The sequence below is a fragment of the Streptomyces triticirhizae genome, from assembly GCF_003696235.1.
In the GTDB taxonomy this organism is placed as follows: domain Bacteria; phylum Actinomycetota; class Actinomycetes; order Streptomycetales; family Streptomycetaceae; genus Streptomyces; species Streptomyces triticirhizae.
Genome location: NZ_RFFJ01000325.1, coordinates 1 through 3,790 on the forward strand (window position 1 = coordinate 1; position 3,790 = coordinate 3,790).

Annotated in this window: 4 protein-coding genes; 1 reads left to right on the top strand and 3 read right to left on the bottom strand. The window is 74.5% G+C overall.

Features of this window, described 5'->3' with window-relative positions:
- Window positions 1-30: 30 nt before the first annotated feature.
- Window positions 31-969 (bottom strand): RNA polymerase sigma-70 factor, encoded by a 939-nt coding sequence (locus tag EBN88_RS29055; protein WP_122399985.1) that lies wholly within the window; start codon window positions 967-969, stop codon window positions 31-33.
- Between the two features lie 200 nt (window positions 970-1,169).
- Here EBN88_RS29055 and EBN88_RS29060 point away from each other — a divergent pair, with 200 nt between their 5' ends.
- Window positions 1,170-1,937, top strand: a complete 768-nt coding sequence (locus EBN88_RS29060) for an SDR family oxidoreductase (RefSeq protein WP_122399986.1) — start codon at window positions 1,170-1,172, stop codon at window positions 1,935-1,937.
- 55 nt (window positions 1,938-1,992) lie between these two features.
- On the opposite strand, the gene EBN88_RS29065 is transcribed toward EBN88_RS29060, so the two are convergent.
- Together EBN88_RS29065 and EBN88_RS29070 are read right to left on the bottom strand one after the other, a co-directional pair.
- The gene (locus tag EBN88_RS29065; protein WP_122399987.1) at window positions 1,993-2,502 is read right to left on the bottom strand and encodes a GNAT family N-acetyltransferase; all 510 of its coding nucleotides are present in this window, start codon (window positions 2,500-2,502) and stop codon (window positions 1,993-1,995) included.
- A 227-nt stretch (window positions 2,503-2,729) separates the two neighbouring features.
- Window positions 2,730-3,790, bottom strand: a 1,061-nt coding sequence (locus EBN88_RS29070; RefSeq protein ID WP_147472902.1) for a glycerophosphodiester phosphodiesterase, incomplete at its 5' end; no start/stop codon positions are given.

Genomic DNA, 3,790 nt, shown 5'->3' on the forward strand with positions numbered 1-3,790 from the left:
CGGTCCCGGCGCCGCGCGGCGCTGGGACCTTCAGCGGGTGACCGCGATCTCCTGAGAGAGATGGGACAGCTTCTCGGGGTTGCGGACGTGGTACGCGCCGGTGATGAGGCCGTTCTCGACCCGCACCGCCACCACGCCGTCAACCTCGCCGTCGAGCCGGACCAGCAGCCCGGGGCCGCCGTTGATCCGCACCAGTTCGGCCGACCGTTCGGCGTCGCGGCGCCACCAGCCGGCCGCCAGCAGGCGGGCCACCTGGTCCGCGCCCACGACCGGGCGCGGCAGCGCCCGCGTGACCCCGCCGCCGTCGCTGAGGGCGACGACGTTGGGCGCGAGGATGTCGAGCAGGCTCTGCAACTCGCCGGTCTCCACCGCCCGTTGGAAGGCCAGCAGCGCGGCGCGGATCTGGGCCGGGGTGACGGTGCCGCGCGGTCGGCGCTCGGCGACGCGTCCCCGTGCCCGGTAGGCGAGTTGGCGGACGGCCGCCGGGGTCTTGCCGACGGCCTCGGCGATCTCGTCGTACCGCACGTCGAACACCTCGCGCAGCACGAACACCGCGCGTTCCACCGGGGAGAGCGTCTCCAGCACCAGCAACATGGCCAGGGAGATGCTGTCGGCCAGTTCGACGTCCTCGGCCACGTCGGGGGTGGTCAGCAGCGGTTCTGGCAGCCACGGGCCGACGTAGGACTCCTTGCGCCGCCCGAGCGTCCGCATCCGGTCCAGCGCCTTGCGGGTGACGATGCGCACCAGGTAGGCGCGTTGCTCCCGCACGGTCGCCTGGTCGACGCCGACCCAGCGCAGCCAGGTCTCCTGGAGGACGTCCTCGGCGTCGGCGGCCGAGCCGAGCATCTCGTAGGCGACGGTGAACAGCAGGTTGCGGTGGGCGAGGAAAGCCCCGGTGGCCGGGTCCAGGGGCTGCCCCCGGTCAACCCGCCCGGCCGCGCCCGTGGTTGGTCCGCCCCGCTCGTTCATCCCGACTCCCGTCCGCTCGTTCCCTGCCGCGCCCCTACACGAGACGCCGGTGCCCGCCGTCGTGTGACACCGGTGTGGGGTGGCCTGGGTCACACGGGCGCGCGCGTTACGGGCGGCGGGGCGCCGGCGTCTGGTGTGCGTCAGGACGGACGCCGCGTGCACGGGTCAGCCGGAGCGGCGCGTGAGAAGGGCGGGATGAGATGAGCACCGGAAGGTTCGCCGTGGCGGGGGCGACCGGGCGGCTGGGGCGTCACGTGGTGGACGTTCTCACGGAGCGGGGGCACCGGGTGGTGCCGATGTCCCGCGCGACCGGCGTGGACATCATCACCGGCGAGGGCCTGGCCGGGGCGCTCGTCGGGGCCGACGTCATCGTTGACGTCGCGTCATGGCACGCGTCCGAGCAGGAGGCCGCCACGGAGTTCTTCCGCACGGCGACCCACAACCTGCACGAGGCCGGCGAGCGTGCCGGGGTGCGGCGGGTGGTCGCCGTTTCCATCATCGGCGCGGACCGGGCCACGGCCGGCTTCCTCGCCGCCCAGCGGGTGCACGAGGAGGCCCATCTGTCCGGGCCGCTGCCGGCGCGGATTCTGCGGGCCGCGCAGTTCCACGAGCTGGTCGGTCAACTCCTGGACTGGCAGGGGGGCGACGTGGCCCATGTCCCGGCGGTGCCCACGCAGTTGGTGGCCTGCCGCACCGTGGCGGAGACCCTGGTCGACCTGGCCACCGACCCCTGGGCGGCCGACCGGCCTGCGCCCGGGGCGCCGATCCCCGAGGTCGCCGGGCCGCGCGGGGAGAGCCTGGTCGAGGCGGCCAGGCTCCTGGGCGAGCGGCGGGGCGTCAGGGTGGTCGAGGTGGACGGCTCCGGCATCCCCGACGCCGAGATCGCGGCGGCCGGCGGGTTCCTGCCGGGACCGCACGCCACGCTCGCCGGTCCCACGTTCCGCGAGTGGCTGGACGCCCAGCGCTGACCGCCGCCCAGCGGCCGGGCCGGGGGCCGACGCCCCGGGCCCGGCCGCCTCGGGTCTACGCGGCGACGGGGCGCTCCGGCTCGGGCGCGGCCACCGGCTTCTCCATCGTGACCAGGCTCAGCTGCCGGGAGACCTGCTCGATGGCCACCGGGGCGTAGCCGAGGCGGCGGTAGAGCCGCTGGTTGGCGGCGCTGCGGTGCCCGGTGAAGAGGCGGTAGCGGGCGGCGGAGCGCTCGGCGGCCAGCCGCCGTTCGACCGCCACCAGCAGCCGTCCGCCCAGCCCGTGCCGCTGCATCCTCGGGTGGACGATCAGCCGGCCGATCCTGGCCGTGCCGTCGGCGTCCACCGAGCCGCGTACCGAGCCGACGACCTCGCCGCCGAGCCGCGCGACCAGCACACAGCTCTCGGCCAGTTCGGCGCGGAGTTCGCTGAGGGTCTGGGTGAGCGGCGCGATGGTGTAGTCGCCGTACAGCTCGGCCTCGGGCTGGTAGCACAGGTACTGGAGTTTGAGGATCTGCTCGGCGTCCTGGTCGGTCGCCGGCTCGATCGTGACGCTCATGCCCATTGCACACGCCTCCAGGTGAGGAGTTCGGCCGGTCGCGCTGGTGAGGGTGCGCGCGGAATCCGGCGATAGCCCTGACGGCGCAGGTCAGAACCCGCGCCGTCAGCATTGTGCTAGGGAGTTGGGCGCGGGGGAATGCCCCCGGGCCAACTGGGCTGTGAGATTCGTGACTACGGAACGGATCGGCCGCCTCGCCACCGGTCAGGCGTGGCGCCGAGCCTGACGGAGCGTCAACCCCGGAACTCCTCGGCGGCCAGCAGCGCCGTGTCGGGGTGGTCGGCGAAGACGCCGTCGATGCCGGCCTCGAAGTAGGCGCGGGCCGCGCCGAAGACGTCGCCGTACGCGTTGGGGTCCTCGCCGCGCCGGAAGTCCGCCGGCAGGAACGCGTTCTCGTTCCGCAGCGTGTAGGGGTGGACCAGCAGGTCGGCGCGGTGGGCGTCGCGAACCAGCGGGGTGGGCGCGGTCAACGAGCCGTCGGCGGCGCGCGGGATGACCAGGTCGAGGGTCGGGCCGATGCCCCGGGCGTAGCCGGCGATCTCGGCGAGCCCGCGCGGGGTGACCAGGTCGGCGACGGTGCGCGGGTCGCCGGACTCGACGAAGTCCCACGGCCGGCTGTCGGCCGCGCCCAGCAGCACCACGCCGGGCGTGTCCACCAGCCGCCGCAGCCGCTGGATGCTGCTGGGCTCGAAGGACTGGAGGAGGATCGGCGCGTCCGAGCGGTGCAGCCGGTGCTGGCGCAGCAGCCGGGCCAGCGGCTCCTCCAGGCCGAGGCCGAGGGAACGGAAGTAGGTGGGGTGCTTGGTCTCGGTGTAGAGCCAGACGGGGCGGCCCCGCTTCCGGCCGCGCTCGGCCGCCCAGTCGAGCACCTCGGCGAAGGTGGGAACGGTCCAGCGCCCGTCGTAGAGGGTGTTGTTCGGGCGCTGGGCGGGGATGCGCTCGGTGGCGCGCAGGGTCTTCAGCTCGGCGAGGGTGAAGTCCTCGGTGAACCAGCCGGTCAGCTCGGTGCCGTCGACGGACTTCGTCGTGCGGCGGTCGGCGAACTCGGGGTGGTCCGCGACGTCGGTGGTGCCGGTGATGTCGTTCTCGTGGCGGCAGACCAGATGGCCGTCGCGGGTTGGCACCAGGTCCTGCTCGATGATGTCGGCGCCCAGGTCGAGGCCCAACTGGTAGGAGCCGATGGTGTGTTCGGGCCGGTAGCCGGAGGCGCCCCGGTGGGCCACCACGGTGGGCACCGGCAGCCGGTCGCGGCCGCCGCCGTGCCGCCCGGCGGCGGAGGCCGCCGCCGCGCTGC

What these genes read in the sequence shown, in the direction of transcription:
- EBN88_RS29055 (WP_122399985.1), bottom strand. Translation starts at nt 969, where the DNA reads ATGAACGAGCGGGGCGGACCAACCACGGGCGCGGCCGGGCGGGTTGAC.
- EBN88_RS29060 (WP_122399986.1), top strand. Translation starts at nt 1,170, where the DNA reads ATGAGCACCGGAAGGTTCGCCGTGGCGGGGGCGACCGGGCGGCTGGGG.
- EBN88_RS29065 (WP_122399987.1), bottom strand. Translation starts at nt 2,502, where the DNA reads ATGGGCATGAGCGTCACGATCGAGCCGGCGACCGACCAGGACGCCGAG.